Origin of the sequence: Flavobacterium pasteuri (assembly GCF_048286615.1) — a bacterium.
GTDB lineage: Bacteria > Bacteroidota > Bacteroidia > Flavobacteriales > Flavobacteriaceae > Flavobacterium.
In genome coordinates, this window is the sequence record NZ_JBLVPN010000005.1 from 20,163 (window position 1) to 44,130 (window position 23,968).

Consider the following 23,968-nt stretch of genomic DNA (forward strand, 5'->3'; position numbering starts at 1 on the left):
CATGATTTTAGAAATGAAAGTCCCATCACCAGGGGAATCTATAAAAGAAGTTGAAATTGCAACTTGGTTGGTAAAAGACGGAGATTATGTAGAAAAAGACCAAGCAATTGCTGAGGTTGATTCTGATAAAGCAACATTAGAATTGCCAGCAGAAGCAAGTGGAATCATTACTTTAAAAGCAGAAGAAGGCGATGCAGTAGCAGTAGGAGCGGTAGTTTGTTTAATCGATACGAGTGCAGCTAAACCAGCAGGTGATGCATTGGCAGCAGCAGTTGAAGCGCCAAAAGCAGAAGCTGAAGTTAAAGCAGAAGCGCCAAAAGCGGCTCCCGTAGTAGCAGCTCCAGCAGCAACTTACGCTTCAGGAACCCCATCTCCAGCAGCAAGAAAAATATTAGACGAAAAAAATATAGCGCCAGCTTCCATAACAGGAACTGGAAAAGACGGAAGAATCACTAAAGATGATGCAGTAAATGCTGTGCCTTCAATGGGAACTCCTACAGGTGGTTCTCGTGGAACAGAGCGTACTAAATTATCAATGTTGCGTCGTAAAGTGGCAGAAAGATTAGTTGCCGCTAAAAACGAAACAGCAATGTTAACTACTTTTAACGAAGTAAACATGACGCCAATCAACTTGATTCGTAATGAGTACAAAGATGCGTTCAAAGCAAAACATGGTGGAATAGGTTTAGGATACATGTCTTTCTTTACTAAAGCAGTGACGAGAGCGTTAAAATTATTTCCAGATGTAAACTCAATGATGGATGGTGATCATAAGATTGCTTTCGATTTTTGCGATATTTCAATTGCGGTTTCAGGACCAAAAGGATTAATGGTTCCTGTAGTTCGTAATGCTGAAAACTTGACTTTCCGTGGAGTTGAAGCTGATATTAAAAGATTGGCATTAAAAGCACGTGACGGACAAATCACGGTTGATGATATGACTGGTGGAACTTTCACAATTACTAATGGGGGCGTTTTTGGAAGTATGTTGAGTACACCAATAATCAATCCTCCACAATCTGGAATTCTTGGAATGCACAATATTATCGAGCGTCCAATTGCGGTAAACGGAAAAGTGGAAATTCACCCAATGATGTACGTAGCGTTGTCTTATGACCATAGAATTATTGATGGTCGTGAATCTGTTGGGTTCTTAGTAGCAGTTAAAGAAGCGTTAGAAAACCCAATGGAATTATTAATGGATAACAATCCTAAAAGAGCGTTAGAGTTGTAAATTTGTTTTTATCAACTTTATAAAAATATATTTCAATCCCGCCATGTTATTAAATAAGGCGGGATTTTTTTGTTTATTAATTTACGAGTTATAAAGGCATATTTATTTTTGTTTTTTATTGCGATTATGATTTTTAATTACATAATTAATTATATTTTATTTAAAAATAGACGTAATGTTTTGGGAATTAACCATAACATTACCACAACATTATGGATTTAGATGTTGTTGTGCATCTTTTTTTATGTCTCATAAAATAAAGTTAAGTCCTTGTATTAGTAGGATTTCCGGCAGTTCCTATCTGTAAAATTTCTTTGTAGTGCTGTATAGTTTTTAGATAGGTATCATTTTAAATCACAACACAATACATTCATAAATTTGAGAACAACTTATAACTCAATATTATGAAGAACTTTACTTTAATCATGTTCCTTTTGCTTTTTTCAATTGGATACTCACAAAATGCACCAGTCACCTTTGAGAACGGACAATTCGGTTCGACATGGTCATTTGCAACTTTTGAAAATGGAACTGGAGCCGGTTATTCCAGAGTTTCTAATCCATTCCCAGGAGGAATAAATACCTCAGCAACGGTTGGTAAATTTATAGCTGGCAGTACAACTTCTGGAGCTGCTCCTTATGCTGGATTTGAAACAGCCCATGCTTCGGGACTCAATGGTATTGGAACCTTTACCTTGAGTGCATCTAACAGCATTGTCAAAATAATGGTTTACAAATCAGTTATTAGTGATGTAGGTATCAAATTTGCAATAGGTAATGGTGGCGCACAGCAAGAAATTAAAGTTGCGAACACTAAAATCAATGAATGGGAAGAACTAACTTTTGATTTTTCAGGAAAAATAGGATTGTTTGAAACCATCAATATAGATCAAATCATATTCTTTTTAGATTTCAATGCTAGAACTGCGGAAACGACTAATTATTTTGATAATGTAACTTTTTCAGCAAAACCAGCTGCAACTGTACCAACTGTTGCTGCGCTAACACCGACTGTAGCATCCACAGATGTTATTTCGTTATTCAGCAATGCTTATACAAATGTTACTGTAGATAATTGGAGAGCAGATTGGGGACAATCAGGGAATGTTTTGTCTGATATTCAAGTCGCTGGAAATGACACTAAAAAATATACGGATTTAAGTTATTTTGGTGTAATCACTGAAGCTAATAAAATTAATGCTTCATCTATGCTTAACTTTCATATTGATGTTTGGAGTCCGGATGTGACCACTTTTAAAATTAAAATTGTCGATTTTGGAGCTGATGGAGCTTACCAAGGAGGTGACGATAAAGAGTTTGAAATCACCCGCACCTTAACATTAAGTGGATGGAACAGTTTAGAGATTCCATTATCAGAATTTACAGGTTTGACAACAAAATCGAATATCGCACAATTCGTATTTTCAGGTTCAGCAGGAACAATTTTTATAGACAATGTATATTTTAATAAGGTCGTAATAATAGCTCCACCCGCTGCTGCGCCTTATGCACCCGTAACTTTTGAAACTGGTGAATATGGGTCTACTTGGACTTTAACTTCTTTTGATAATCCATCGGGAGGTTCAACAGCTTCTTTGTTAGCAGTAAATCCTAATAAAACAGGAATGAACACTTCAAACACAGCGGCTAAGTTTACAGCACTGGTTGCAGGCGCGTGGTATACTGGTTTTGAAACGGCTCATGCTTCTGGTACAAATGGTATTGGAACATTTACGTTGAATGAAACTAACAGTACGATTAAAATGATGGTGTACAAAGATGTAATCAGTAAAGTAGGTATTAAGTTGGCACGCCCTGATGGCGGTTCTAGCGGAGAAATTACAGTTACCAATACTAAAATTAATGAATGGGAAGAATTGACTTTTAACTTTGCCGGAAAAATAGGTGAAGGAGTTTCTACAGGAATTGATCAAATTATTGTTTTTCCTGATTTTATTCCAGAAGGAACCACAAGAACGGCTGATCATGTATGTTACGTTGATAATATAACATTTTCTGCAAAAATAACTGCTCCAGTTGCTGCAACTTCACCAACAGTAGCCGCACCAACACCTCCGACGCGAGTTGTTACAGATGTAAAATCTATTTTTAGCGATGCTTATGCTATTTATAAAGCAGGTGACTGGTGTAAATGTTGGGGTCAGTCTACGGATGTAACCGATGAACCTATTGGGGGAAATAACACAAGAAAATTAACAAATTTCAACTATCAAGGGGTTACCTTGCCAGGTACGGAAGTTTTTGATCTTTCTGATATGACAACGATGCACGTAGATTTATGGTCTTCAAGCGCAACTTCTGTTAAGATTAATTTAATAAACCCTGGTCCAGTAGAATCTGGAGTGACATTAACAATTGCAGCAGGATGGAATAGTTTTGATATGGTTTTAAATGCTGCTAATTTTCCTGGAATAAACCTCGCTACCGTTTTTCAAATGAGTTTGTCATCTGTCCCTACTGGAACAACGGTTTACCTGGATAACTTTTATTTTTATAAATCAACAGTTGTTGTTGCGCCAACAGAGCCAACTATTGCTGCGCCAACCCCTACAGTTTCCGCATCTAATGTGATTTCTATGTTCAGTAATGCGTATACAAATATTCCTGTTACGACGTGGAGAACGGATTGGTCATCAGGAAGTGCTTTGACAGACATGCAAATTGCGGGAAATGATACTAAAAAATATACAAATTTGAATTATTTTGGTGTAGATGTTACTGGAACAATAGACGCGACACAGATGTTGTATTTTCATATCGATGTTTGGACGCCAAATTTAACAGCTTTCCGAGTTAAATTAGTGGATTTTGGTGCAAACGGAGTGTATCAAGGGGGCGATGATGTAGAGTTTGAAGTTACTCGTACGCCAACATTGTCAGGATGGAATAGTTACGACATTCCTTTGTCAGAGTTTACGGGGTTAACCACCAAAGGACATATTGCTCAATTAGTCTTATCTGGAGCACCAGTAGGGACAGTGTATATTGATAATGTTTATTTCAGTAAAACAGTTTCTAACTTAAGTGTTGCTAATTTTGAAATTTCAAAAGTGATGATGTATCCAAACCCGGTTACTAATTATTTTACAATTGAGGCTAATAGTACAATAGATAAAGTAAGTGTTTATAACGTTTTAGGTCAGGAGGTTTTAGTAAAAAGCCCAAAAAGTAATTCTACAACCATCCAAACAAGTCAACTTTCAAAAGGAGTTTATATAATAAAAACAGCTGTAGATGGAAAAATGACCACTACTAAAATGATTAAAGAATAAATTTGTTGAGGTTTGTAGTAGGAAATAGAGCGTATTGATTTTCGATACGCTCTTTTCTTTTATTTCAACAAATACAAATAATGGTTGTAATAATCCACAATCGCTTTCCCTTTCATTAAAATATCAGCCCCTATAATGCCATGAACCGGTTTGGCCTTGTGTTGTGTTAGCGCTTCATTTACATGAGATAAATCAAAAATAACGATATCAAATGCGATGTCTTTCCAAGAACCAAGTTGCAATTGATTTTTTAAAGATAGTTGGGTAAACATTCCGCTGGCTCCAGCACCTGAAGCTTTTGTTTTGGATTTTTTTGCCTCTAATGAAAACAAATCAATACTCTCAAATCCTACGCAGCTATTTGAAGCTCCTGTATCCAGAATGAAATTCCCTATCACACCATTGATTTTTGCTTTTATCAAAAGATGCTGTGTTTTAGTTATCTTAAATTTTACTTTTCTGTAATTTTCTTTTTTAAGAATATCGTGTAGGTTCTTCATTATGCTGAATTTATTTCAGTGATTTATTTCTGTTTTACAAAGATACATGGAGTTAGTGAAGGAATTGTACGAATCTATTTTTCTATGCGAATCTTTTTAAAACCATTTTTTCAACAACTTTTATTCTTGTAATTTTGTACTCTTAAACTTTACACTTGGAAGCACCTATAACAATCACTGATACACATACCCATTTATATTCAGAGGAATTTGATCAAGACCGAAACGAAATGATTCAACGCGCTATTGACGCCGGTGTTTCGCGTTTTTTTATTCCCGCAATCGATTCTACCTGCACCGAATCGATGTATGAATTGGAGAAAAATCATCCCAATACTATTTTCTTAATGATGGGGTTACACCCAACGTATGTAAAAGACAATTATCTGGAAGAATTGCAACATGTGGAAAACGAATTGGCGAAAAGAAAATTCTACGCAGTGGGCGAAATTGGGATTGATTTGTATTGGGATAAAACCCATTTGCCTCAGCAACAAATCGCTTTCAAAAGGCAAATCCAATTGGCAAAACAATATAAATTGCCTATTGTGATTCATTGTCGTGAAGCTTTTGATGAAATTTTTGAAATTCTGGAAGCAGAAAAATCAGATGATTTATTCGGGATTTTTCATTGTTTTTCAGGAACTTATGAGCAGGCATTACAGGCGATTTCGTACAATATGAAATTAGGAATAGGCGGAGTTGTGACTTTCAAAAACGGAAAAATCGACCAGTTTTTGAATCAGATAGATTTGAAACACATTGTTTTAGAAACGGATTCCCCATATTTAGCACCGATTCCTTATAGAGGAAAAAGAAACGAAAGTAGTTATATTGTTAATGTTGTAGATAAGTTAGCGCAAATTTATGGCCTTTCGGCAAATGATATTGCGGCAATAACAACGGAGAATTCTAAAGCTATTTTTGGGATTTAAAGTAGAATTTACCTTATTTTGATATTTTTTTTGTTCATTTGTCCACACAAAAATTGAGAACCTAAATGCAGAAATTTGACGCTATTCGGCCTTTTTATGATTCCGAAATAAACGAGGCACTTCAAGATGTCATCCATCATCCAATGATGAAGGCATTAATGAATTTTACTTTTCCGGATGTTGCAGACGAAGTTTGGAAAGAACAACTCAAAAAAACGCATTCCATTCGCGACTTTCAATGTAATTTTATTTATCAATCGGTTCAAAAAATACTAGAAAAAAGCTCGGAAGGTTTGACTACATCTGGTTTTGAAAATTTAGAACCTAATACTTCGTATTTGTTTATTTCGAATCATCGAGATATACTTTTGGATACCACTTTATTAAATTCGGCCTTGTTTGAACACGGTTTAGTGATGACTGCATCAGCTATTGGAGATAATTTAGTCAAAAAATCGTTCCTGAAGACATTAGCAAAACTGAATCGTAATTTTTTGGTACAACGTGGCTTGACGCCAAGAGAAATGCTGCAAAGTTCAAAGCTATTGTCCGAATATATTGGAAATTTATTGCAGCATGAAAACCGTTCTGTTTGGATAGCACAACGCGAAGGAAGAACGAAAGACGGTAATGATGCCACTAATCCAGGTGTTTTGAAAATGCTGGGAATGGCTTCTGATGAAAAGAACTTGATGGATTATTTCAAGAAAATCAAAATCGTACCGGTTTCTATTTCGTATGAATACGATCCAACGGATGCTTTAAAAATGCCTCAACTGATGGCTGAAGCCAATAATGAAATCTATGTTAAAGAAAAAAACGAAGATTTTATGACCATTCTTAGTGGAGCTTTGGGTCAGAAAAAAAGAATTCACATCCATATAGGTAAAGTTTTAGACACTGAAATAGATGCCGTTCAGGCTGAAAACGATAATTCTAATAAGCAAATAGTAGCCTTGGCACAAGTAATTGATGATGCAATATTGAGTAATTATAAGTTATGGCCAACGAATTTTATTGCGTACGATATTGTAAACAAGATTGACACCCATTCACATCTTTATACAGAAAATGAAAAATCACTTTTCGAACGCAGACTAGAAATGCGTATCGATGAGGAAAATCCAATTGCATTACAAGGATTTTTGGCAATGTATGCTAATCCGGTTATGAATAAATCAAAATATCACGATGTTATCTAAAGCTAAAATACTTTTAATTTATACTGGTGGAACCATTGGTATGAGAAAAGATTTTGAAACTGGAGCGCTCAAGGCATTCAATTTTAGTAAATTGTTGCAGCGCATTCCAGAGTTGAAACAATTGGATTGTGAAATAGAAACCATTTCTTTCGAAAACCCAATTGATTCGTCCAATATGAATCCTGAAGAATGGGCTAAAATCGCGACGATTATCGAAGAGAACTATGCTTCATTTGATGGATTTGTGGTGCTTCATGGATCAGATACCATGTCTTATTCGGCATCGGCATTGAGTTTTATGCTAGAAAATTTATCGAAACCCGTTATTTTCACAGGCTCACAATTACCTATTGGAGATTTACGTACCGATGCAAAAGAAAATCTGATTACCGCCATTCAAATTGCCTCTTTGCGAAACAATGACGAACCTGTTATCAGTGAAGTGTGTCTTTATTTTGAATACAAGTTATACCGAGGCAATAGAACCACAAAGATTAATGCGGAACATTTCAAAGCATTTACGTCTCCAAATTATCCTGAATTGGTAGAGTCAGGAGTGCATTTAAAATTGAATCCGGAATTGTTCTTGGCTAAAAGCCAAAATAAAGAATTCAAGGTTCATAAAGAATTGGACAATAAAGTGGCTATCATAAAAATGTTTCCTGGTATCAGCGAAGCAGTTTTGGCAGCTATTTTAGATATTTCAGATCTTAAAGGAATTGTTTTAGAAACGTACGGAGCGGGAAATGCACCTACTGAAGATTGGTTTTTGAACTTATTAAAAAAAGCAATTGCGAGGGGTTTGCACATTATCAATGTTACACAATGTTCCGGAGGGAGCGTGAGTATGGGGCAGTATGAAACCAGTACAGGGATGAAAAATATAGGTGTAATTTCAGGAAAAGACATCACAACTGAAGCTGCTATAACCAAATTAATGTATTTGTTAGGTCAAGAAATAGCTCAAAAAGACTTTAAAACTATTTTTGAAACTGCTTTGCGAGGAGAAATAGCATAATAGTTAGATTTTACTTTTCTAACTCATTTTTTTTATTGTTATTTGCAACCTCAAATAAAATAGAGAGGTGTCCGAGTGGTTGAAGGAGCTAGCCTGGAAAGCTAGTATGTGGGTAACTGCATCGTGGGTTCGAATCCCATCCTCTCTGCAAAAAAAAAACTAATGCTTCCTGAAAGGGGAGCATTTTTTGTTTTTAAATATCTTTCAACAAGGAATACACCTTTTTGAATTTCTCAAAGCTTTGTTCGTAGATTTCTTTGAAATCTTTATTTGGTAAAAAAGTTTTTCCAACTTTATTTTCAGTTGGAACGGCAATATCAGTAGCTTTAAAACCAATCAAAACAGCTCCCCAAGCAGAAGCTTCGATTGTTTCAGCAACGATTACTTTCATTTGAAAAATATCAGCGACCATTTGCAACCAAAGTTCACTTTTTCCAAAACCGCCACTCGCCATTATGGTAATTTTGTATCTTTCTTCGGGATTTGGAAGTAAGATTTCGGTAATGCTCAATAGTCCAAATAAGATGCCTTCCAGTGTTGCTTTAATCAAATGCGCTTTGGTATGGATAATTCGGATTCCTAAAAGTGTTCCTTGAGCAGATGCATCCCAAATAGGAGCTCTTTCACCTAATAAATAGGGAACAAAAAGTAAACCTTCGGATCCAGCAGGAATAGTTTCAGCTTGTTTGAACAATTCTTCGAAAGATTCATCTGTTTTTAAGATGGATTCTTTGAGCCATTGCAAAACAATTGCGCCATTATTGACAGCTCCCAGTTTCAAATACTGATTGTCCATCAAATGGTAACATTGCGTTCGCATTTCCGGGTCAATAAAAGGTTTGTCAGCAGGTAAACGAACTGCGCCGCTGGTCCCAATGGATAACGCCATTCGGCCGGCTTCCATAGCTCCGGTTCCTAAATTTGCCAATACACCGTCACCGCCTCCTAAAATATACTGAAAACCATCGGATAGTCCTTTGGCTTTGTGGGTTGGACTAACAATGGTGGAAAGCTGGGATGCTGCTATTTTCAAATAATCTAAAATATCCGATTCCCATTGTAGGGTATGAATGTTCATTAAACCTGTACCTGATGCCATCGATGAATCAATTACATATTCGCCAGTAAGATGATGCCAAATGTATTCTTTGATACTAATGAATTTATACGTTTTAGAAAAATTGGGCGCATCGTGCTCCTTTAACCAAGCAATTTTGGTCATGGGTGAAAAGGTATGAATGGGAATTCCTGTTTTTTGATAGAAATTTTTTCCTTGTTCGGATTTTTTTAATGCTTCGGCTAATGCATGCGCTCTATTGTCGGCCCAAATAATGGCATCGGTTAGCGGTTTTCCATTACTGTCTATTGCTATTATACTTTGCATAGCCGAACTAAAACTGATGAACTGAGGCTGAATCCCTTTTGTTATTTCTTGGATGCATCCTAAAACAGCCACTAGAATTTCATCGGGTTTTTGAATGCTCCAATCGGCTTTCGGATGGTACATAGAATAGGATTGACTACATTCTAGAATCACTTTCCCGGTTCTGTCAAAACACACGGCTTTTGTTGCTGTGGTGCCAATGTCTATTCCGATGTAAAATTGCTCCATTTTCTTTAGTTTAATTTGGATTACGCGACTAGTAAATTAAGCAATAGTACGCCAATCAATCCCATCACTCCAATGATAGTTTCCATAACGGTCCATGTTTTAAAAGTATCCGAAATACTGATTCCGAAATACTCTTTAAACATCCAGAATCCCGTATCATTTACGTGAGAGCACATTAAACTTCCGGCTCCAATTGATAAAACCATCAATTCTGGACTTATTCCTGAGCTTACCACTAAAGGCTGTACAATCCCTGCCGCAGTTAATCCTGCTACAGTTGCTGAGCCTAAAGCTATCCTGATAATTGTAGCCACAAGCCAGCCCAATACTAACGGAGAAAGTGTTGAGGTTTCGAAAAAAACAGCTAAATCAGTACCAATACCACTGTCAATCAATACTTGTTTGAAAGCGCCTCCAGCCGCAATAATCATAATAATCATCGTGGCGGAACTCAGTGCCGAACTAGATTTATCCATGATGTCCTGCATCTTTCGACCGCGATTGATGCCTAAAAAAACAATGGCAAACAATACCGCAAGAAGCATAGAAGTGGTTGGACTTCCAATAAATCCAAGAATCTGACGTATAGAAGATGTTTCCGGTAAGGTCAACTCGCTTATTGTTGCCATAGCCATTAAGATAACAGGAATTAGAGCTGTTATAAAACTGATCATGAAAGAAGGCATTTCGTTTTCAGCGAATGTTTTACTTTCGAATAGTCCTTTGGGTGGATTAGCGACTATCTTCTTAATGAATTCTGGAAAAACAATTCCCGCAATCAATAAAGTAGGAATGGCAATTATCAATCCGAACAGAAGCGTTTTGCCAATATCAGCCTTGAAAATTACCGCAATGGCTGTAGGTCCGGGATGTGGTGGCAAAAAACCGTGAGTTACCGAAAGTGCAGATGCCATGGCAATTCCGAGATAGATTATAGGCTGCTTCGTACTTTTTGCGACAGCGAAAACCATTGGAATCAAAATCACAAAACCGGCATTGTAAAACATCGAAATTCCTACAGCAAAACCCGTAAGTAGCATCGCCCATTTGATGTGTTTCACTCCAAAAGATCGAATCATCACTGAACTTATTCGTTGTGCCGCACCACTATCTGAAAGGATATTTCCCAGTATAACTCCAAGTGCAATAATCAAAATTAAAGAACCTAGTGTACTGCCAATTCCTTGCTGGAGGGAATTTAGGATAGTAGGAAACAGCATGCCTTTGGCAATTCCCACAAAGAAAGAAGCGATAATTAAGGAGATGAACGCGTTTAGTTTTACTGCGGATATCAAGACAAGTAATAAAAGGATACTTGCAATTAAGATCAATATTGACATGTACTTGAATTTGAAAAATTAAAAATTAGCTTCGAATTGGTTTGCGGGTATTGGGTAAGTTGCTATTCGTTTTTTTCGACAGCGTGACCGCCAAATTCATTGCGAAGTGCCGCTACCACTTTTCCGGAGAACGTATCTTGCATCTGGGAACGGTAGCGCATCATTATCGATAATGCAATAACCGGGGTAGGAACACCTAGATCTAAAGCGGTTTCCAGTGTCCATTTTCCTTCACCTGACGAGTGCATGATTCCTTTGATACTGTCTAATTTTGGATCTTTTGAAAAGGCATTTTCGGTGAGTTCCATTAACCAACTGCGCACAACGGACCCGTGATTGAACAGTTTGGCTGTTTTTTCAAAATCTATGTCAAATTCAGAATGCTCAAAAACTTCGAAACCTTCGGCAATAGATTGCATCATTCCGTATTCGATTCCGTTATGAACCATTTTCGTGAAATGTCCGCTTCCTGCTGCACCAGTATAAAGATGTCCGTTTTCGACAGAAATATCCTTGAAAACTTGTGCTACATATTCAAATACGGCTGGTTCTCCGCCTATCATTGTACAAGCACCATTCAACGCTCCCGAAGTTCCGCCTGAAGTTCCACAGTCTAAAAAGTCAATACCAAGTTCCTTGAGTTGCGAATAACGGCGCTTGGAATCTTTATAGTTAGAGTTTCCGCCGTCAATGATAATGTCGTTTTTTTCTAAAAAAGGAAGCAATGAAGTGATTACTCCATCTACAATTTCTCCTGCAGGAACCATTAACCAAATCACTTTTCGATTGTTTAATTTTTGACACAATTCTTTAACAGAATGTGCCGTTGTAATTCCTTCCTGACCGATTTTCTCTACGAAGTCAGTATTGACATCTTGGGCTACTACGTCGTAACCATTTCGCTGTAGATTAAGGGCAAGGTTGAAGCCCATTTTTCCTAATCCTATAATTCCAATTTGCATGGTTGTATTTTTTTAAGTCTGATTTGAAGACGTTTTTGAGTAATCGTTAAAATTTTTAAAGTAAAAATATTGGTTTTAATTTTTTAACAAGCAATTTATTCGAAAAATATTAAACTTGTTGGATTCAATATGTTAATTATTTTTTTGAGGTTTTGTATCGACTCATTTTTATGAAAGTTTTATTTGTTGTCATAATCTATAAGAAAACTATCAAAATGGTATATTTGTAACGTTATAATGAGAATTGAAATCTGAAAAGTGTTTTAAACAACCATTGAGCAATTTAAACCCAAAACAATATGCGAATTTTTCTTAGTTGTTTTCTTCTTTTATCGGTTTTGAATGTTTTTTCACAAGAAAATGCAACAACTGAAAATGCTCCGGAAATAAAGGTTGATTCCTTGTATAGAGAGGATCAGTTTTATTTTGCGATAACGTATAATACCTTGATGAATAAGCCGTCCGGGGTGACACAAAGTAAGTTTTCTTCGGGGCTGTCAGCAGGTTTTTTGAGAGATATGCCCATTAATAAAAAACGAACGGTTGCCTTTGCTTCCGGTATTGGTTTTTCGTATAATAATTACAATCAGAATCTAGCCATTTCTTCACCTGCAGGAACGCCGCTATATACTATTATCGATTCAGATATTGCGTATGATAAAAACAAATTCTCACTGCTTTCAGTTGATGTTCCTCTTGAGTTTAGATGGAGAACTTCTACTTATGAAAGTCATAAATTTTGGAGGATTTATGGAGGATTTAAGCTGAGTTATTTACTTTATGACAGATCTATTTTCAATAGTGCTGATGGAAAAGTAATAGTTACAGGAAATCAAGATTTCAATAAATTTCAGTATGGCGCTTATATTTCATCGGGTTACAATACGATCAATTTATATGCTTATTACGGTTTGAATTCGCTGTTTAAATCGGCTAAAGTCAATGACGAATCGGTTGCTATGAAATCAGTGAATATTGGAATTATATTCTATATTTTATAACCACAGCACTAACAAAAGCAACTGAGGAATTGCTCCCAGCATAAAACCTATAACCAATTCTTTATTGGTGTGTGCTTTCATTTCTAATCGGGAGGAAGCTACAAAACCATTTAGGAGAATCAATGTTGCAATAGTAAATGTAATCTGAATTTGTAGGTGTAAGCTCAATCCAATTATAAAAACGGTTAAGGAGCTGATCGCTATCATGTGAAGGCTCGCTTTTATATTGGCAAACAAAAGAATAAGCGCTAATATAGTACTCAAAAGCGCGCCTAAAAGAAAAAAATGCAACTCAGGATATCGGTCTATAGTGATACTTTTTTTTACCAATAAAATAAGTAAAAAACAGTGAAGTATTAATGGAATTTTACGTTGTGATACTTCGGCAAGCATTATGGAATCTATGTTTCCTGCCGTGCGTAATAATAAAAATACCAAAGAAGGTAAAATTACAGTTACAACCAGAACCTGAAAAAAAACAAATAGTTGTTCTTGATTTACAAATTCAGCGCCGTTAAAGGAAAGGTAAAACATTGTGGCCATTGCCGGTATGAATATCGGATGGAAAACATAGGAAAACAATGGTAGGATTTTTTTCAAAACGTCTGATTTTTATCTAAAAACAAATATAAGTAATCTGTCAAAATTAGTAAAGCTAATGCTATTGTTTCTTTTTTGTTCAACCTGGATGTTTTGTGAAACATATTCTATTTTATAGTTAAATCATTAAGAAATTAAGTTTAGTTAAGAGGTGATGCTTAATGAAACTTAATTTCTTAATGGTTTGATTTTTTTTTTAATTTTCCACAAAAAGCCTATAAGCCATTTTTCTTAAATAAACGGAATTGGGTATAATTATAGTGTGTCTAAGTCATCGTTTTGAAAAGAAGTGTTATTTTTGAGGAAGTTTTACAAATAGCGAACTATTAAAGAATAATTTCTAAACCAGAAATCTACTTCAATCTCTTTCTAATTCCATGAGCCAGAAAATCCTAAAAAGTATTCAAAATGTCCCTGCTAGATTCATTGGTAACAACGCTAATTTGCTGATTGATGCTATTGCTATAGACAGTCGTTCTTTGCAAAACGGACCGCAGACTTTGTTTTTTGCCTTGGTCGGAGCCAATAATGACGCGCATCAGTACATCAAAGATTTAATTGCAACTGGCGTTCATAATTTTGTAGTTACCCATATACCTGAAGAATGTGAAGGTAAAGCTAATTTCTTTGTTGTCGAAAACACACTGACCGCTTTACAGCAATTTGCGGCAAACTATCGCAGTCTTTTTGATTTTCCTATTATTGGTTTGACCGGAAGTAATGGTAAAACGATTGTTAAGGAATGGCTTAATTTTTTATTGAGTCCTGATTATAACATTATTCGAAGTCCAAAGAGTTACAACTCACAAATTGGTGTTCCGTTGTCAATAATTGCAATCAATGAGCAACACAATCTGGGGATTTTTGAAGCGGGTATTTCCACTCGTTCTGAAATGGATAAATTACAGGAGATTGTCAAGCCTACTATTGGAATCCTTACAAATATTGGAACTGCACACGATGAAGGTTTTGTAAGTACAGAAGAAAAAATAACCGAAAAATTAAAACTCTTTAAGCACGCTGAGGTTTTAATTTATTATAAAAATAAAAGTATTGATATTGTTGTCAAGCCGGAAATCAAACTGTTTTCATGGAGTTTCAATGATAAAAGTGCATCTGTTTTTGTTTCCAAAAAAAGTGTTTTAGACACGACAGTTCTGAATATTGAATTCGGGCAAGAACATTTTGAGATAAAAATTCCGTTTCAAGACGAAGCTTCGGTAGAAAATGCCATTACTTGTTTGATGGTTTTATTGTATTTTAAATACGATGAAAAAACCATTCAAAATCGAATGGAACTGTTGTATCCGGTAGAAATGCGTTTGCAAGTCAAGAACGGAATCAACAACTGCAGTATTATAGATGACAGTTACAGTTCTGATTATCAGTCGTTGAAGATAGCGTTGGATTTTCTTGAAAGTCAAAAGCAATACAAGAAGAAAACGGTTATTCTTTCGGATATTTTTCAAAGTGGTTTGTCTAATGACGAATTGTATACTAAAGTTTCCCAGTTGATTGTTTCTAATAAAATTGACCGCGTTATAGGGATTGGAGAAACCATTTCGGCATTCGAAAAGAAGTTTGCCAATTGTGTAACGTATAGAAATACACCTGAGTTTATATCAAAATTTGATGATTTGAACTTTGCTAATGAAACCATTTTAATCAAAGGAGCAAGAACGTTTCAATTTGAAGAAATTGTTGCTGCATTAGAGGAAAAAACACATGAAACTGTTCTGGAAATCAACTTGAATGCGATTAGTTATAACCTGAATTTCTTTAAATCAAAGTTAAAACCGAATGTCAAGATTATGGTGATGGTGAAAGCTTTTGGATATGGAAATGGCGGTTTTGAAATTGCCAAATTACTGGAACATCATAAAGTAGATTATCTGGGAGTGGCTTTCGCCGATGAGGGAATTTCGCTGAAAAGCGCAGGAATTCATTTGCCTATTATGGTTTTAAATCCTGAAACGACCAGTTTTCCGGCGATTATTCAACATCAGTTAGAACCTGAAATTTATAGTTTAAAAGGACTTCATGCATTCCTTAAAATTGCACAACAAAAGAATTTAAACCAATTTCCGATACATATCAAACTCGATACAGGAATGCACCGTTTGGGTTTTGAGGACAATACGATTGATGATTTGATAGCAACTTTAAAAGGAAATCAAACCGTTAAAGTAAAAAGTGTTTTGTCCCACATGGCCACAAGTGATGACATAGAATTCAAGGATTTTGCACATTCACAAATAGATTTATTCGAAAAATTATCATCTAAATTGATGGCTGAATTGCAAATAAAACCGTTGCGACACATCTTAAATACATCAGGAATTAGTAATTATCCGGATTCACAATACGACATGACGCGTTTGGGCATTGGCCTTTACGGCGTTTCAAATGATGCCGAAGAACAAAAACAGCTTGAAAATGTGGGGACGCTGAAATCAGTTATTTCACAAATTAGGAGTATTAGGGCTGGCGAAAGTGTGGGTTATGGCAGACGATTCATTGCGGAGAAACCCACAAAAATTGCCACAATTCCTATAGGATATGCTGATGGTATTTCTAGAGCTTGGGGAAATGGTTTAGGTTTTGTAACGATTAGAAAATCAAAAGCATCCATTGTTGGCAGTATCTGTATGGACATGTTGATGGTTGATATTACTGACATAGAATGTTCAGAAGGAGATCAGGTAATTATTTTTGGCGAAAGCCCAACGGTAAGTTATATGGCACAAAAACTCAACACAATTCCTTATGAAATTCTTACCAGTGTTTCTCAGCGTGTAAAACGGGTATTTTATCGATAAAACCTCGTTTTTTATGTTAAATATTAAAAGTATGTTAAAATTTTATTATTTTCGTTTCTAATGTTTAACAATTTAAAAAAAAAATTATGGGATTTTTCGGTGATTTTAAGGCGTCTTTAATGAAAGGAGATGTATTGAGTTTAGCTACAGCAGTTGTAATTGGTGGTGCTTTTGGTAAAATAGTGGGTTCAGCAGTGGATGATGTAATTATGCCAGTTGTAGGATTACTTACTGGTGGGATTGATTTTACACAAAAATTTGTAACACTCGATGGTAATAGTTATGCTGATTTAGCGGCTGCTAAAGCTGCAGGTGCTGCTGTGATAACTTATGGAAATTTAGTGCAAGCTATTATTAACTTCGTTATTATTGCTTTCTTTATTTTTGTGGTTTTAAGAGCTGCTGAAAAAGCTAAGAAAAAAGAAGAAGTTGTTGCTCCTGCCCCAGCTGGACCAACTCAAGAAGAATTGTTAACTCAGATTAGAGATTTATTGAAAAAATAATTTCCGCTACATTATATATTCTAACTAAACCGCATCGTAATAGAGGCGGTTTTTCTTTGCAGTTTTATTTAACAAAATCATACTGCAAATTCGCGAATTTTTGGATAATACCATTACTGTTTGTAAATTAGTCCAATTGTCATTCCGAACGCAGTCGAGAACCAGTACAGCATCTCGACTGCACTCGATGTGACAAAAAAACATTGGACTAAAATATATTGACAAATGGCAAAACAATGAAATGTTATAAATTTAACATTTTGTTATTTTTTGTTAACCCCCTTGTTTTGATTTCAATATTACTTACTTTTGTACTTTAAATTTAATATTCACCCTAGCCTGAAAGGCGAACGGACGAAGTAATAATAAAAATATCAGATGAGAATAGCAGTAGTAGGCGCTACCGGAATGGTTGGCGAGGTAATGTTGAAAGTTTTGGCAGAAAGAAATTTCCCTGTAACAGAATTAATTCCGGTTGCTTCTGAGCGATCAGTAGGTAAAGAAATTGAATACAAGGGAAAAAAATATAAAGTAGTGGGCATGCAAACGGCAGTAGATATGAAAGCTGATATTGCTTTGTTCTCTGCAGGTGGCGATACGTCATTGGAGTGGGCTCCAAAATTTGCGGCAGCAGGAACAACAGTTATCGATAATTCATCAGCTTGGAGAATGGATCCGACCAAAAAATTAATCGTTCCGGAAATCAATGCATCTGAATTGACTGCATCGGATAAAATCATTGCAAATCCTAACTGTTCTACGATACAAATGGTATTGGTTTTGGCTCCTTTGCACAAAAAATACAACATCAAACGTGTGATTGTTTCTACCTACCAATCCATCACTGGAACAGGTGTGAAAGCAGTGCAACAATTAGAAAATGAATACGCAGGTGTTCAAGGTGAAATGGCTTATAAGTACCCAATCCACAGAAATGCGATTCCTCAATGTGATTCTTTTGAAGAAAATGGATACACTAAAGAAGAGATGAAATTGGTTCGTGAAACCAAGAAAATCTTAAGTGACAATACGATTGCTGTTACAGCAACTGCGGTTCGTGTGCCTATTGTAGGCGGACACAGTGAAGCGGTAAACGTAGAATTCTCGAATGATTTTGACGTAAACGAAGTAAGAAACATTTTGCATCATACTGATGGCGTAGTGGTTCAGGATAATAACGATACTTACACGTACCCAATGCCAATGTACGCACAAGGAAAAGATGACGTTTTTGTAGGTAGAATTCGTCGTGACGAAAGCCAGGAAAACACATTGAATATGTGGATTGTTGCGGACAACTTGAGAAAAGGAGCAGCAACAAACACGATACAAATTGCTGAATATTTGATTGCAGCCAAATTGGTGTAAATCAATTTTTACTTTAAAATGAAACCATTTGTTTCGCAAAAATATATTTTGTGAGACAAATGGTTTTCTTTTTTGCTGTTTTTGTTACCTTTGGCTCGAATGAAAAAGAATAAACTCATAGTAAGTCTTTCTCTGATTGTTACAGTATTGTTCTCAATGCTGTTCCAGTCATTTCATACCTATGAGCATTTGGAAAAACAACTTTCCAAAAAGCAGTGCCACCATAAATACAATGTGACTGGTACGGAGATAACGCACCAACACCACAAATTAGACCATTGCTATGTTTGTGAATTTGCTTTTGGCAGTTATATTACTCCAAAAGATTTCTCCTATCAATTGTACTCTAATAGTGCAGAAATCCCTTATTTCTTTACTACAGCGGAAACGGTTATTTCGTTTTCCGGCAGTTTGTATTCCCTCCGAGGTCCACCAGTAAATAGTCTAAGCTGAACTTATTTCGGCTTGTGTTGAATTTATTTTCCATGCAACTTCATTAATTTGATTTTGTTGGAATAATTTTTATTTACTAAATAATTCCAGCGTCGGCTCCCTCTCCTTTGGAGAAAGCAGACAGCAGGAATACTACAATCATTTTCAATGAAAAAATTTATCATAGCCCTATTTTTGGGGTTTTCGGCGATGCTTCAAGCGCAAAATACCCTTTCGGGAACCGTAACTGATTTAAAAAACCAACCCATAAAAGGCGTTTCGGTATATGCATCAGAACTGCATAAAGGAACCACAACAGATGAAAACGGAAAATATACGTTTTCAAATCTGCCCAATAGAAACCTAAAAATCAGCTTTACGTTCGTAGGATTTGCAACCCAAAATAAAACCATAAGCAGTCTTCAAAAAGAAAACACACTTGATATTATACTAGAAGAAGCAATTTTCGAAATGGACGAAGTTATTGTTTCAACCGCTTTTAATAAAATTCAATCGCAAAATGTGATGAAAGTGGAGCACGAAAGCATCAAAAATTTGCAACGAAAAGGGACGGCCACTTTGATTGAAGGATTGGCCACTATTCCCGGAGTTTCTCAGGTCTCTACCGGAACATCTATCGGGAAACCAGTGATTCGAGGTTTGAGTGGCAATCGTGTTTTAGTATATTCGCAAGGCGTTCGAATAGAAAACCAACAGTTTGGTGACGAACACGGTTTGGGATTGAACGATTCAGGAATAGAAAGCGTTGAGGTGATTAAAGGACCAGCTTCTTTGTTGTACGGTTCCGATGCGTTGGGTGGTGTTTTGTATTTTAACCCCGAAAAATTTGCCGATGCGAATACTTTTAAAGCAAATTTCAGTCAAAAATATTTCTCGAATACCGCCGGAAGCAGTTCTTCTTTGGGTTTGAAAACATCTACAGACAACTGGAAATTCATGGCTCGTGGAAGTTACAACACGCATTCTGATTATAAAATTGCCGATGGTGACCGAGTGACAAATACTCGTTACAATGAAACTGATTTCAAAACAGGAATTGGTTACAGCAATGCCAAGTTCTCAAGTGTATTGCGTTACAATTACAATGAATTGGATTTAGGAATTCCGGAAGATGGCATAGCAGACCAATCGACGAGTAAGAAAACCGGATTTCCAAAACAAGGCGTTTTCAATCATTTATTGAGTTTAAACAATGTTTTCTTTTTCGAAAAATCAAAATTGGATCTTGATTTAGGTTATGTTGCCAATGATCGAAGTGAGTTTGAAGACAGCAATGTGGCCGTTTTACACATGAAACTGAAGACATTCAATTACAACGCAAAATACCATTTGCCAAAAATGGGAAAAATAGAAACCATCGTTGGAGTTCAGGGAATGCACCAAACCAACACAAATTCAGGAGAGGAATATTTAATTCCAGATGCGGTTACGAATGATTTTGGTGTTTTTGGAACAGCTAATTATGAGTGGAATTCCAATGTGTTACAAGCCGGATTGCGTTTCGACAATAGAAATATTACTACGGATGCACAAGGAATTGCAGGCGAAGAAGGTTCCTTTGAAGCAATCGATAAATCATACGACAGTTTTAATGCATCGTTGGGTTACAAAACCAATTTGGCCGATGATTTGACCTTGCGTTTGAATGTTGCTTCGGGATTTAGAGCGCCAAACCTTGCTGAGTTAACTTCAAATGGAGTGCATGAAGGAACGAATCGCTATGAAGTAGGAAACAGCGATTTAGAAACGGAGCAAAACGTACAAACAGATTTGAATTTAGAATATAAGAATAGTCATTTTGAGTTTTTTATAAACGGATTTTACAATCACATCAACAATTATATCTACACCTCGCCATCTGGAGAAATCATTGCAGAAAACGCTGTTTTTGATTATATTCAGAACAACGCTAAATTATACGGAGGTGAAGTTGGACTGCATTTTCACCCGCATCCATTGGATTGGTTGCATTTTGAAACCAGTTTTGAAACCGTAACCGGCGAAAAACAAAATGGTGATTACTTGCCGTTAATTCCGGCTAACAATTGGAATAATACCATTAGAACCGAATTCAAAATCAAGAACTGGCTGGAAGATGGTTATGCAACTTTGAATGTTTCCAGTACGTTCCATCAAAAAAATGTAAGCGGATTTGAGACAGCATCGAATGGGTATAACTTAGTAAATTTAGGTTTTGGCGGAACTGTAAAATTGGGTAAAACCGCTTTTGACGTCAATATCAACGGGAATAATTTATTTGATAAAAGATACATTGCGCATCTTTCCCGTCTAAAAACAGATGGTATTCCAAACATTGGAAGAAACATCGTTTTAGGTGTGAATTTTAATTTGTAATTCATTTGCTTGAGCAAAAAAAAACGCTATTCGAAAGAGTAGCGTTTTTTTTGGTTTTATTTAAGACTTGGTCAACTTTAGAACACTAACTATTTCCTTATTTTTGTAACAACCTAAAAAATTAACTAATGAAAAAAACTTTTTTAATAATGGCTGTATCTTCTGCAATGGCGACTTTTGGACAAAACCAAAAACCGGTAACTTATCCCGTAACCACCAAAGGGGAAACTGTTGATGTGTATTTCGACACCAAGCTTCCGGATCCGTACCGCTGGCTTGAAGACGACAAATCTGCTGAGACTGGTGCTTGGGTAAAATCCCAAAACGAAGTGACCTATGGTTATTTGGCCCAAATTCCGTTTCGTGATGCGTTAAAAGCAAGAATGGAAAAACTGTGGAATTACGAAAAAATAGGAGCCCCTTTCAAAGAAGGGAATTTCACGTATTACTATAAAAACAACGGTTTACAAAACCAATCGGTGTTGTATAGAAAAGACGCCAAAGGAACCGAAACCGTGTTCTTGGACCCCAACACTTTTTCTAAAGACGGAACCACTTCGCTTGGCGGATTGGATTTCTCTAAAGATGGTTCTAAAGTAGCCTATGCCATTTCAGAAGGCGGAAGCGACTGGAGAAAAGTCATTATTATGGATGCCATTACCCAAAAAATTATTGAAGACACTATTGTCGATGTAAAATTCAGCGGAGTTTCTTGGAAAGGAAACGAAGGTTTCTACTATTCCAGTTATGACAAACCAAAAGGAAGCGAATTATCGGCAAAAACCGACCAACATAAACTGTATTTCCACAAGTTAGGAACCGCACAAAAAGACGATAAAGTAATTTTTGGTGCCGATCAAAAACGCCGTTATGTAGGCGGTGGCGTGACTGAGGATGACCGTTATTTAGTTATCACAGCGTCTAATTCTACGTACGGAAACGAATTGTACATCAAAGACTTGACAAAACCGAACAGTCCTATTGTGACTATTGTGGATAATTTCAAAAGTGACAACAACATCATTGAAAACGAAGACGGAAAATTATTCATAGAAACCGACTTGAATGCGCCCAACAAACGCATCGTTACCGTGGATGTCAACAACCCAAAGCCGGAAAACTGGAAAGACTTTATTGCAGAAACGGAAAATGTGTTGTCTCCATCAACAGGTGGCGGGTATTTCTTTGCTAATTATATGAAAGATGCTGTTTCGGTGGTGAAACAATATGATTATTCCGGGAAACTGGTTCGTGAAATTAAATTGCCGGGCGTAGGAACTGCCGGTGGTTTTGGCGGAAAGAAAAAAGAAAAAACCTTGTATTATTCGTTTACGAATTACATTACTCCGGGTTCTACTTTTTCATTCGAACCACAAACCGGAACTTCGGCGGTGTATCAAAAACCAAAAGTAGATTTCGACAGCGAGCAATACGAGTCCAAACAAGTGTTTTATACTTCTAAAGACGGAACCAAAATCCCAATGATTATCACCCACAAAAAAGGATTGAAACTTGACGGTACAAATCCCACGATGCTTTATGGTTACGGAGGATTCAACGTGAGTTTGACACCAAGTTTCAGTATTGCTAATGCCGTTTGGATGGAAAACGGAGGCGTTTATGCTGTGCCTAATTTACGTGGTGGTGGCGAATACGGAAAAAAATGGCACGATGCGGGAACCAAAATGCAAAAACAAAATGTATTTGATGATTTCATCGCTGCCGCTGAATACCTGATTGCTCAAAAATACACGTCTTCACAATATCTGGCCATTCGTGGTGGGTCAAACGGAGGATTGCTTGTAGGTGCTACCATGACGCAGCGTCCAGAGTTGATGAAAGTCGCTTTGCCGGCGGTGGGCGTGATGGACATGTTGCGCTATCATACCTTTACCGCAGGTGCAGGTTGGGCGTATGATTACGGAACGGCGCAGGACAGCAAGGAAATGTTCAGCTACATCAAAGGGTATTCTCCCGTACACAACATAAAAAAAGGGATTCAATATCCGGCAACCATGGTCACAACGGGTGATCACGATGATAGAGTAGTGCCGGCGCACAGTTTTAAATTTGCTGCCGAATTACAGGAAAAACAAGCTGGAACAAACCCAGCCCTAATCCGTATTGACATCAATGCAGGACACGGCGCCGGAAAATCCGTGGCGGCAACCATTCAGGAAAATGTCGATATTCAGGCCTTTACCTTGTACAATATGGGCGTAACCGAATTGCAAAAATCACCTAAATAAGATTTATTTTTAGGAGCTTATTCCTGCTATCCGTTACAATCTTTATATCCGCCGAAAAGGCGGAAATAAAGGATTTTCACTGCTATCAGGGCTAGGGCATTCGATTCCACAAACGATTGTCATTGCGAGGAACGAAGCAATCACATCATAAATTGATACAAAATTCAAAAAACGCTATTCGAAAGAGTAGCGTTTTTTTTGTGGAATGAATTTACTTATCAAAAAATCAAGTTGAAAACTAAAAATTAATGAGGACAATTGTAAGCAGGTCAATTGTCCACGCAAAACTATTTTTATAGGTTATGAATATTAAGGAAAAATTCGGTTTTAAAGTCAAACAATTACGAGAAGAAAAAGGCTTCTCGATTGAATATTTGGCCAATATATCAAATGTAGACAGAACCTATATTTCAGATATAGAAAAAGGAAAAAGAAATGTTTCAATAACAATAATTGAAAAAATAATCCTTGCGCTCGATACTGATTTTATAGAATTCTTCAACGATAATAATTTTAAGAAATGA

Annotated in this window: 18 protein-coding genes and 1 tRNA gene; 14 read left to right on the forward strand and 5 right to left on the reverse strand. The window is 36.4% G+C overall.

Translation table 11 applies throughout. The features are described from left to right. The first annotated feature begins 1 nt into the window (after position 1). Both odhB and ACNQF6_RS08700 read left to right on the forward strand, forming a co-directional pair. A complete protein-coding gene (gene odhB, locus ACNQF6_RS08695; protein WP_417965070.1) occupies positions 2-1,234 on the forward strand; it encodes a 2-oxoglutarate dehydrogenase complex dihydrolipoyllysine-residue succinyltransferase in 1,233 nt (410 codons plus the stop codon). A 404-nt stretch (positions 1,235-1,638) separates the two neighbouring features. Beyond that, entirely contained in the window at positions 1,639-4,527 is a 2,889-nt protein-coding gene (locus ACNQF6_RS08700; protein ID WP_417965072.1) for a T9SS type A sorting domain-containing protein, read from the forward strand. Positions 4,528-4,586: 59 nt separating this feature from the next. Here ACNQF6_RS08700 and ACNQF6_RS08705 read toward each other — a convergent pair whose 3' ends face one another. Beyond that, entirely contained in the window at positions 4,587-5,027 is a 441-nt protein-coding gene (locus ACNQF6_RS08705) for a retropepsin-like aspartic protease (RefSeq protein WP_417965074.1), read from the reverse strand. A gap of 167 nt (positions 5,028-5,194) precedes the next feature. On the opposite strand from ACNQF6_RS08705, the gene ACNQF6_RS08710 reads away from it, so the two are divergent. From ACNQF6_RS08710 to ACNQF6_RS08725, 4 genes are all read left to right on the forward strand, one after another. Then, complete coding sequence (locus ACNQF6_RS08710; protein ID WP_417965486.1) at positions 5,195-5,962, forward strand: TatD family hydrolase; 768 nt, start codon at positions 5,195-5,197, stop codon at positions 5,960-5,962. 65 nt (positions 5,963-6,027) lie between these two features. Beyond that, on the forward strand, positions 6,028-7,164 hold the full coding sequence (locus ACNQF6_RS08715) for a 1-acyl-sn-glycerol-3-phosphate acyltransferase (protein ID WP_417965076.1): 1,137 nt from the start codon (positions 6,028-6,030) through the stop codon (positions 7,162-7,164). Next, complete coding sequence (locus ACNQF6_RS08720; protein ID WP_417965078.1) at positions 7,154-8,182, forward strand: asparaginase; 1,029 nt, start codon at positions 7,154-7,156, stop codon at positions 8,180-8,182. Before ACNQF6_RS08715 ends, ACNQF6_RS08720 begins: the two co-directional genes overlap by 11 nt. Before the next feature lie 61 nt (positions 8,183-8,243). Continuing rightward, positions 8,244-8,330: transfer RNA gene (locus ACNQF6_RS08725), tRNA-Ser, on the forward strand. A gap of 45 nt (positions 8,331-8,375) precedes the next feature. Here the strand turns inward: ACNQF6_RS08725 and ACNQF6_RS08730 are convergent. The 3 genes from ACNQF6_RS08730 to gnd all read right to left on the reverse strand — a co-directional run bounded on the left by ACNQF6_RS08730 (position 8,376) and on the right by gnd (position 12,096). Further along, positions 8,376-9,794, reverse strand: a complete 1,419-nt coding sequence (locus ACNQF6_RS08730) for a gluconokinase (RefSeq protein WP_417965080.1) — start codon at positions 9,792-9,794, stop codon at positions 8,376-8,378. Positions 9,795-9,814: 20 nt separating this feature from the next. Next, the gene (locus tag ACNQF6_RS08735) at positions 9,815-11,134 is read right to left on the reverse strand and encodes a gluconate:H+ symporter (RefSeq protein ID WP_417965082.1); all 1,320 of its coding nucleotides are present in this window, start codon (positions 11,132-11,134) and stop codon (positions 9,815-9,817) included. Between the two features lie 62 nt (positions 11,135-11,196). Beyond that, the gene (gnd, locus tag ACNQF6_RS08740) at positions 11,197-12,096 is read right to left on the reverse strand and encodes a phosphogluconate dehydrogenase (NAD(+)-dependent, decarboxylating) (protein WP_282743079.1); all 900 of its coding nucleotides are present in this window, start codon (positions 12,094-12,096) and stop codon (positions 11,197-11,199) included. 299 nt (positions 12,097-12,395) lie between these two features. Between gnd and ACNQF6_RS08745 the strand changes: the two genes are divergently transcribed. Then, positions 12,396-13,097 carry a porin family protein gene (locus tag ACNQF6_RS08745; RefSeq protein WP_417965084.1) on the forward strand — a complete coding sequence of 234 codons (702 nt, stop codon included), beginning with the start codon at positions 12,396-12,398 and terminating at the stop codon, positions 13,095-13,097. Here the strand turns inward: ACNQF6_RS08745 and ACNQF6_RS08750 are convergent. Next, a complete protein-coding gene (locus tag ACNQF6_RS08750; protein ID WP_417965086.1) occupies positions 13,092-13,697 on the reverse strand; it encodes a hypothetical protein in 606 nt (201 codons plus the stop codon). The genes ACNQF6_RS08745 and ACNQF6_RS08750 overlap by 6 nt on opposite strands. A gap of 377 nt (positions 13,698-14,074) precedes the next feature. On the opposite strand from ACNQF6_RS08750, the gene ACNQF6_RS08755 reads away from it, so the two are divergent. From ACNQF6_RS08755 to ACNQF6_RS08785, 7 genes are all read left to right on the forward strand, one after another. After that, entirely contained in the window at positions 14,075-16,516 is a 2,442-nt protein-coding gene (locus ACNQF6_RS08755) for a bifunctional UDP-N-acetylmuramoyl-tripeptide:D-alanyl-D-alanine ligase/alanine racemase (RefSeq protein WP_417965088.1), read from the forward strand. 86 nt (positions 16,517-16,602) lie between these two features. Beyond that, positions 16,603-17,019 carry a large conductance mechanosensitive channel protein MscL gene (gene mscL / locus ACNQF6_RS08760; protein WP_417965090.1) on the forward strand — a complete coding sequence of 139 codons (417 nt, stop codon included), beginning with the start codon at positions 16,603-16,605 and terminating at the stop codon, positions 17,017-17,019. A gap of 378 nt (positions 17,020-17,397) precedes the next feature. After that, positions 17,398-18,387 (forward strand): aspartate-semialdehyde dehydrogenase, encoded by a 990-nt coding sequence (locus ACNQF6_RS08765; RefSeq protein WP_417965092.1) that lies wholly within the window; start codon positions 17,398-17,400, stop codon positions 18,385-18,387. A 72-nt stretch (positions 18,388-18,459) separates the two neighbouring features. After that, complete coding sequence (locus ACNQF6_RS08770; protein ID WP_417965094.1) at positions 18,460-18,840, forward strand: hypothetical protein; 381 nt, start codon at positions 18,460-18,462, stop codon at positions 18,838-18,840. A 147-nt stretch (positions 18,841-18,987) separates the two neighbouring features. Next, entirely contained in the window at positions 18,988-21,195 is a 2,208-nt protein-coding gene (locus ACNQF6_RS08775) for a TonB-dependent receptor (RefSeq protein WP_417965095.1), read from the forward strand. Between the two features lie 149 nt (positions 21,196-21,344). Beyond that, positions 21,345-23,444 carry a prolyl oligopeptidase family serine peptidase gene (locus ACNQF6_RS08780; RefSeq protein WP_417965488.1) on the forward strand — a complete coding sequence of 700 codons (2,100 nt, stop codon included), beginning with the start codon at positions 21,345-21,347 and terminating at the stop codon, positions 23,442-23,444. A 302-nt stretch (positions 23,445-23,746) separates the two neighbouring features. Continuing rightward, the gene (locus ACNQF6_RS08785) at positions 23,747-23,968 is read left to right on the forward strand and encodes a helix-turn-helix domain-containing protein (protein WP_417965097.1); all 222 of its coding nucleotides are present in this window, start codon (positions 23,747-23,749) and stop codon (positions 23,966-23,968) included.

Excerpts from the sequence above, each read along its gene's own strand:
- odhB (WP_417965070.1), top strand. The coding sequence starts at position 2 with ATGATTTTAGAAATGAAAGTCCCATCACCAGGGGAATCTATAAAAGAA.
- ACNQF6_RS08700 (WP_417965072.1), top strand. The coding sequence starts at position 1,639 with ATGAAGAACTTTACTTTAATCATGTTCCTTTTGCTTTTTTCAATTGGA.
- ACNQF6_RS08705 (WP_417965074.1), bottom strand. The coding sequence starts at position 5,027 with ATGAAGAACCTACACGATATTCTTAAAAAAGAAAATTACAGAAAAGTA.
- ACNQF6_RS08715 (WP_417965076.1), top strand. The coding sequence starts at position 6,028 with ATGCAGAAATTTGACGCTATTCGGCCTTTTTATGATTCCGAAATAAAC.
- ACNQF6_RS08720 (WP_417965078.1), top strand. The coding sequence starts at position 7,154 with ATGTTATCTAAAGCTAAAATACTTTTAATTTATACTGGTGGAACCATT.
- ACNQF6_RS08730 (WP_417965080.1), bottom strand. The coding sequence starts at position 9,794 with ATGGAGCAATTTTACATCGGAATAGACATTGGCACCACAGCAACAAAA.
- ACNQF6_RS08735 (WP_417965082.1), bottom strand. The coding sequence starts at position 11,134 with ATGTCAATATTGATCTTAATTGCAAGTATCCTTTTATTACTTGTCTTG.
- gnd (WP_282743079.1), bottom strand. The coding sequence starts at position 12,096 with ATGCAAATTGGAATTATAGGATTAGGAAAAATGGGCTTCAACCTTGCC.
- ACNQF6_RS08745 (WP_417965084.1), top strand. The coding sequence starts at position 12,396 with ATGCGAATTTTTCTTAGTTGTTTTCTTCTTTTATCGGTTTTGAATGTT.
- ACNQF6_RS08755 (WP_417965088.1), top strand. The coding sequence starts at position 14,075 with ATGAGCCAGAAAATCCTAAAAAGTATTCAAAATGTCCCTGCTAGATTC.
- mscL (WP_417965090.1), top strand. The coding sequence starts at position 16,603 with ATGGGATTTTTCGGTGATTTTAAGGCGTCTTTAATGAAAGGAGATGTA.
- ACNQF6_RS08765 (WP_417965092.1), top strand. The coding sequence starts at position 17,398 with ATGAGAATAGCAGTAGTAGGCGCTACCGGAATGGTTGGCGAGGTAATG.
- ACNQF6_RS08775 (WP_417965095.1), top strand. The coding sequence starts at position 18,988 with ATGAAAAAATTTATCATAGCCCTATTTTTGGGGTTTTCGGCGATGCTT.
- ACNQF6_RS08780 (WP_417965488.1), top strand. The coding sequence starts at position 21,345 with ATGGCTGTATCTTCTGCAATGGCGACTTTTGGACAAAACCAAAAACCG.
- ACNQF6_RS08785 (WP_417965097.1), top strand. The coding sequence starts at position 23,747 with ATGAATATTAAGGAAAAATTCGGTTTTAAAGTCAAACAATTACGAGAA.